The organism is Paraburkholderia lebeckiae (genome assembly GCF_014201005.1).
Classification (GTDB): domain Bacteria; phylum Pseudomonadota; class Gammaproteobacteria; order Burkholderiales; family Burkholderiaceae; genus Paraburkholderia; species Paraburkholderia tuberum.
The window spans coordinates 1-5210 of sequence record NZ_JACHDK010000055.1 but is presented as its reverse complement, the minus strand read 5'-3'; the positions used below and the strand labels follow the sequence as shown (position 1 = coordinate 5210).

Genomic DNA, 5210 nt, shown 5'->3' with positions numbered 1-5210 from the left:
CGTCTGATCCGCACTCCAGAGATTGCAGTTCACGTCCATTGCGAAACGGTCGTTTCCGCTTCCGGTGGGCGGCGGCTGCAGCGCCGCGAGTTGCTTGGCGGTGGCGGCGGTCGAACTTGTCTGGGAGAACGCTGGCATCGATTGCCCGCACAACAGGGCTAAAACGGCGAATAGTGAGTAGAGTCTGAGTTTCATGGCTTAGCTATAAATTGCTACTGACCGGAGATGGGCCGAGAACGTTGGAATTACGTTTGCCGATGACCATCAGTTTCTGAAGCGATGGCATACGTAACGCGAACACGTCAAACGCGTGAGTCAACGGTCGCTGACATCACGATTGCAAATGCTCTTGCACGGGATATGCGGGTTTCGTATCGATCGTCGCGAAACTGTTCAATCGCCTTGTCCCGCCCGTTGCACCAGGGCGCGGTTATAAGGCTGACCGTTCGCCTGAACCGGCGGAGAGCCATTGTCGGTGGGCACTACGCCGTTGCTGTACGGATCTGTAGCCGCGTTCGCGACTGTGTCGGCAGGGAGAGAGTTGGCGGTCACGGACGCGGTGCTGCCATCATCGCTTGTTTCACCGCCACAACCTGCAAGGCTCAGTACTCCTGCGATAAATGCAAGCGCTGAAGCACTTTTTGCGATCTGGGGAAGCCGACGAAATGACGGTTTTAGTCTTGGAGAGAGTGTGCTGAAGAAGGACATCTGTCTATCAAGGCCGATGGACCCTGGCCGCTAAAACGAACAACGTTCGCGTGATAAGGACGTCGCCACGAAAAAATACGCAACAACACGAAGTACAACTGAATAATGATCGGCGCTTGTCAAGAGCTGCCCGCTGCCGCACTCGCGCGGGACACTAATCGCGTTTAATCTTCAGATTTAATGCGACCTACTGAAAACCCGCTGTCATCATTTTCGATCGGAAGATTCGGTAATTCGTCGCAAATTGCGAAGTTTTGCCAATCGAATAAAATCGACAAGGTTTTCCATGACTTATCTGATGAATACGAATGATACAGAATTGGAACAAATACCGCGATATCGGACGTAACTAAGCGTAACAACGAAATTTGTGCTATGTGAGCCCAACGGTAACGCGTCCATCCTCCCTTCCCACGCTTGTCCAGAGGCGTTCTCACGCCCGGGTACGAGATTCATAAAGCACGAGGAGAACCGTTACAAAATTGTTACCTGGCGCCTTTAGACAGGTAGGGCGCTTTAATTTCCGCCAACGTATGGTTCTTATCGGATGGCTCGTGACCTAATTGAATGCTAATTAAATGATTTGGTATGGTTTTGGAAAGAAAGATAATGCCGCGGAGTATTTATATGCGCCGCACCCGCAGCATCAAATAAATCGCGGAATGCGAATTTTGCCACGGTTTGACTTTGTACTTTGGAACAAGGAGACGGGCGGGAGCCAAGGGCGCGGAACCTGCATATCGTCGCCAGCGAAACACGCGCAATGGCTCGCCGTGGTCGCGGCGAAACTCGAAGCCGCCGGAACACCGGCGCTGGTTGCTATTCGCCACCGCGGCCTTGCCATCGTGCCGATGCTGAGGCCTTGTTAGGCGACGCCTTCGTTGTAGGAGCAGGGCTTGGCAGTTCGGTAACGGTCAGCCGAGTCCCTTCGGTCAGGCCGACATGGTCCGCCTGCCTGACGCGTCTTGCCGCCAAGTTTGAGCGCGCAATCAATTTTTCGCGACTTCGCCATTTGCGCCGCCTCACGACGAATCTCGTTGCCGATGTTTTCCTTGCTCGGCAAGAGCTGCAGTTCTCTGATTTGCCCGATCACGGACTGCCGTCCCGATACTTAAAACGCCCAGCATTTGAAGTTTCATGGTTATGTGACCGACCTCACAAAGCGGAGCAAGTCGCGGGACTGACGCTGTCATTTTCCGAAAGATTCCCTGCTACGCTCCCAAATGCCATTGATTCGCCATTAGAAAGCGAACCTAGCCGTCGCGCGACTCGTGCGCACTATCGCGCGGGTAACACGCAATAAAAGATGGCGACGAATGGTTCTGCAGGCCATTACACGTTGCGGGAGATCATAGTCATGTTCCATCAACAGGCGCCGACTCGCGCGGCGTTGCGTGCGTGCGCGCCGGTCCGAAGTTCGAGGCGCCGCGCGCTGCTGCGTGGCGTATCGGCCGCGGCGTTAGCCGGCGTTTGTTTTCCGCTATACGCGCAGCACGCAAGCGTAGGACTCGTCACACCGCCCATTCGTCTCGACGACTTCTGGGTGGTCGATCAAAGCGGCCAGAAACAGTTGCTAACCGACCTGTTGCGTCAGAAAGTGACTGCGTTGCAGACGATTTACACAGGATGCACTTCAGTTTGTCCTTTGCAGGGTGCACTGTTCAGCACCGTTCAGCAACGGATATCGCAGTTACAGCACCGCTACCCCGTTCAGTTGGTGTCGATCGGAATCGATCCGCTTTCCGACTCGCCGCCCGCGCTGCACGCATGGCTCATGCGCTTCCAGGCCGGACCCGAATGGCGGGCGGCCACGCCGACGTTGCAGGACGTCGACCGGATGCGCAGAGCGCTTTCGGGCAGCACCCTGCCACCCGGCAACATTGCCGATCACTCGACCCAAATCTACTGCTTCGACGCGAACGCCATGTTGCGCTGGCGAAGTGACGACCTACCTCGCGCGGATCAAATTTGCGATGTACTGGGCGCATTAGGACGTGTGTAACCTACTGGACTGAGGCTATGTCACAAAACCGATCGTTTAAGATCCTCTCGCAATTGTTCGACAGGTGCGTGCAAGCGCTGCTGCTGATCACATTCATGGCGGCGCTTTCGATGTTCTCCACAGCTGCCGACGCGCAGACATCGAGCACGCTCACCGTCAACGGCACGACCTTGTGCGCCGACGTGAACGCCGAATCGAAGACGCCTGGCGCCTCGGTTATCGAGTGGACGTGCAATGGCGGGAATAACCAGCACTGGACATTGACGCAGAACAACGGGCTTTATCAGTTCGTCAACGTCAACAGCAACCTTTGCCTCGACATCTACGGTGTCAGCACGGACGCCGGCGCTGGGGCGGACCAGTGGACCTGCAACGGCCAGGCGAATCAAAGCTTTCAGCTGATCCCGCAAGGTGGCGGCTTTGCAATCGTCGCATCGCAGAGTCACCTGTGTCTGGCTGTTGCCAGCCTCACGGCGCAGGGCTCGCAGATAACGCAGCAGGCTTGCAGCGGAGCCGCTCCGCAGACGTGGCAGATCAGCGGCATGACCGCGAAAACATTGCCGGCGAAGTGGACTACACCCTATAACCTGTCGATCGTGCCGGCAGCTGCGGCGAATCTGCCCGATGGCACCGTGGCAGTGTGGTCCTCCGACAAGAAGCTGGACTTTACGGCTGGCGAAGTGACCCCCGGCAACACATACACCGCAATCTTTAACCCGACTACCGGCACGAGCAAACAGGTTCTCGTGACGAATACCGGCCACGATATGTTCTGCCCGGGCATCGTCAATCTTCCGGATGGCCGTATTTACGTCACTGGTGGCTCGAGCAGCGACGCGACGAGTTTCTACACGGCTTCGACCGGAAAATGGTCGTCAGGTCCTCTAATGAATATTCCGCGCGCCTACCAAGGCAGCGTAACGTTGAGCAATGGCAACGTATTCCTGGTGGGCGGCTCGTGGAACGGAGGCGAGGGCGGCAAGACCGGCGAAACCTGGTCATCCAGTACGGGTTGGCAGCTCAATAGCGCCATTCTCGCCGACTACATCCTCACGAATGACGCGGCTGGCATTTTCCGCTCCGACAATCATGCATGGCTGTTTGCGGTGGCAAATGGGCGAGTCTTCCACGCCGGTCCGAGCGTTGCCATGCACTGGTTCGATACCGCCGGCGCGGGCAGCGTGACGCCTGCCGGCAACCGGGGCAGCGATACCGATGCGATGAACGGCAACGCCGTTATGTACGATGTCGGCAAGATCCTGGCTGTGGGCGGTGCGCCGAGCTACGAGTATGCCAACGCGACTGCGGACGCCACGCTAATCGACATCAGCAGCGGCACCGCGGTGACTCAAACGCTTACGCCGATGAATTACCGCCGCGCCTTCAACACCAGCGTGGTCTTGCCGAACGGTCAGGTGGTAGTCCTAGGTGGAGAGGCGTTCCCGATAACGTTTTCGGACGACACCGCCGTGCTGGCGCCAGAGTTGTGGGACCCTACCACCAAGACTTTCTCGGTGCTCCCGCCGCAAGCCGTGCCGCGTAACTATCACAGCATCGCACTGCTGTTGTCGGACGGTCGCGTACTGAGTGGTGGCGGTGGACTGTGCGGAAGCTGCTCGACAAACCATACGAACCTCGAAATACTGACGCCGCCGTACCTGCTCAACGCGGACGGCTCGGCGGCAACACGACCGACCCTCACAGCCGCGCCCACTACGGCACAGCTCGGCACATCGATCGCCGTAACGGGCAGCAGTGGCATCACGGCCTTTGCGTTGATGCGCATGTCTTCGTCGACCCACGCGGTCAACAACGAGCAGCGGCGGGTACCCGTGACTTTCACGGTAGGAACGGCGGGCGAATATCTGATCAATATTCCTTCCGATCCGGGTGTCGTCGTACCTGGCTACTACATGCTGTTTGGCCTGAACGCGAAGGGCGTGCCGAGCGTTTCGCGCACGGTGCAGATCCAGTGATGGCGTTACGGTCACGGCGAACCGCGGCGCGTGCACTGGCGCTGGCGCTGGCGAACATCACGTATGTCGCGCATGGCGCGCCGCTTTGTGAGTCGAACGATCTCGGGTGTTCGATCTTCAACGGGCAGCATTCGGTTGAGGCGCAATTGCGCGACGACGATCGTCTGTTGCCCGGCTCGACCACGCGTTGCGCGAACTGCCATTCGCAAACCGGCTCGGGCGACGCATTCGCACCACCCTTGACCGCCGGCAACCTGTTTCCTGCGAAGAGTCGAAGGGACGGTCCGGCGAGCAGTTACGATCAGGCAACGTTCTGCAGGGCGCTGAGGGAAGGCATCGACCCAGTCAACGTGATGTTGCGCAAAGCCATGCCTCACTACCGGATATCCGACACCGAGTGTGCGGCGCTCTGGCATTTCGTGACGAAGCCCTAGGCCGTGTTCACATTTAAAAGCGGCCCAAACGAGCAGGCAAGGGACGCGAACACGAGATAGCTGTCAGCGAGCTTGTCATACCGGGTGGAG

The 5210-nt window shown here is 57.9% G+C and carries 4 protein-coding genes and 2 pseudogenes; 3 read left to right on the top strand and 3 right to left on the bottom strand.

Translation table 11 applies throughout. The features are described 5' to 3' along the window. Positions 1-195 (bottom strand): annotated as a pseudogene (locus tag HDG39_RS34785) (hypothetical protein); the annotation flags it as partial. A 1378-nt stretch (positions 196-1573) separates the two neighbouring features. Next, a complete protein-coding gene (locus HDG39_RS34190; RefSeq protein ID WP_184012651.1) occupies positions 1574-1801 on the bottom strand; it encodes a hypothetical protein in 228 nt (75 codons plus the stop codon). Positions 1802-2065: 264 nt separating this feature from the next. Here HDG39_RS34190 and HDG39_RS34185 point away from each other — a divergent pair, with 264 nt between their 5' ends. From HDG39_RS34185 to HDG39_RS34175, 3 genes are read left to right on the top strand one after another with little or no spacing between them, the layout of a single operon-like run. Next, entirely contained in the window at positions 2066-2710 is a 645-nt protein-coding gene (locus tag HDG39_RS34185; RefSeq protein ID WP_184012649.1) for an SCO family protein, read from the top strand. A 17-nt stretch (positions 2711-2727) separates the two neighbouring features. Beyond that, the gene (locus tag HDG39_RS34180) at positions 2728-4686 is read left to right on the top strand and encodes an RICIN domain-containing protein (RefSeq protein ID WP_184012653.1); all 1959 of its coding nucleotides are present in this window, start codon (positions 2728-2730) and stop codon (positions 4684-4686) included. Beyond that, positions 4686-5120, top strand: coding sequence for a c-type cytochrome (locus HDG39_RS34175; protein WP_018422207.1), 435 nt, complete (start codon positions 4686-4688; stop codon positions 5118-5120). The genes HDG39_RS34180 and HDG39_RS34175 overlap by 1 nt, the downstream gene beginning before the upstream one ends. Here the strand turns inward: HDG39_RS34175 and HDG39_RS34170 are convergent. Further along, a pseudogene (locus HDG39_RS34170) lies at positions 5117-5210 on the bottom strand (IS5/IS1182 family transposase); the annotation flags it as partial. The gene HDG39_RS34175 and the pseudogene HDG39_RS34170 overlap by 4 nt on opposite strands.

What these genes read in the sequence shown, in the direction of transcription:
- HDG39_RS34175 (WP_018422207.1), top strand. Translation starts at nt 4,686, where the DNA reads ATGGCGTTACGGTCACGGCGAACCGCGGCGCGTGCACTGGCGCTGGCG.
- HDG39_RS34185 (WP_184012649.1), top strand. Translation starts at nt 2,066, where the DNA reads ATGTTCCATCAACAGGCGCCGACTCGCGCGGCGTTGCGTGCGTGCGCG.
- HDG39_RS34180 (WP_184012653.1), top strand. Translation starts at nt 2,728, where the DNA reads ATGTCACAAAACCGATCGTTTAAGATCCTCTCGCAATTGTTCGACAGG.